Annotated in this window: 1 protein-coding gene; it reads right to left on the reverse strand. The window is 67.4% G+C overall.

Annotated elements, in window-relative coordinates; translation table 11 throughout:
* Nucleotides 1-1,078: DUF637 domain-containing protein (locus BTW07_RS18710; protein ID WP_167369288.1), on the reverse strand; the 1,078-nt coding region annotated here is incomplete at both ends.

Consider the following 1,078-nt stretch of genomic DNA (forward strand, 5'->3'; position numbering starts at 1 on the left):
ATCTCGGCACCCTGCGCCACGTCGCCATCCACCAGCCCCGCCGCCATCAGCCCGGTGAGCTTCGAGGCGGCAACCAGCAGTTGCGGGTCGTTATCGACTAGCGTAGCCAGTTGCTCGACCAGCGCTTCGTTGGCGCCCGCCGCCGCCGCGCCGGTGCTGAAGTCTCCGCCGGTGGCTTCGGCTGCCAGGCCGCCGGCGAGGGCGTGCAGGGCGATCTTGCCGCCCTCGCCGTCGGCCAGAAGCTCGGGGTAGCGCGCTCCCAGGTCGCCGACCTGGTTGAACAGGGTGGCTTCCAGCACGGTGCTGGCCGCCCCTTGCAACGTCTGCCGCAAATGCTCGTCGAACTCGCCGCCGGCGATGGCGGTCTGCAGCCCGGCGTCGACCACGGCCTGCGAGGCGCGCTGGCCGACAAAGCGCCCGGTATCGCCCCAATCGCTCAGATTGAAGCCGGTGGTCTGGCCGTTGGCGATGTCCGTGGAACCGCCCCAGACGGTATCCAGCCCTTGCGCGGCGCCCGCCGAGGCGGCGGCGATCAACGCACCTTTGAGGCTGTCGGAGGAGAGCGTGTCGTCGAACGTGGCGCCCAGGTCGCCACGATTGTTGATCAGGCTGACCGCGCCGGTGGCGGCCAGCGATCCCGCGCCAGCTGTCATCATGGCGCCACTCAGGCCAGCGCCAATGCCAGGCATCATGGCCGTGGCGGCAATACTGATCGCTAGCGCCGCTCCCTGACCCAGCCCCGATTGGCTGTAGTCCCAACTGTCGTGAATCTCCTTGACCGCACGCCAGTCGACATCGCCGCGATCTTCCATCGTCTTGAGCCAAGCGAGGTCGGGATCGGCAGTGACCATGGCGTCGATGGTCTGGCTGACCGTCTGCTGGTCGATGTGGCTAACGTCGATGTTGAGGCCGTTGGCCGCCTGGATCAGCGTCTGCCCTTGGGCGAGCAGCTCACTCTGGCGCAGCGTCTGGTCGGTCTGGCCTTTACCCCTGGCCGACTGCCACGCCCAATTGCTCTTGCTCTTATCATGAGACTCTGTGCGAGTATCCAATGCCCCGGCGAAGGTGATGCCGCCGC

It is taken from the genome of Salinicola socius (assembly GCF_001937195.1).
In the GTDB taxonomy this organism is placed as follows: Bacteria; Pseudomonadota; Gammaproteobacteria; order Pseudomonadales; family Halomonadaceae; genus Salinicola; species Salinicola socius.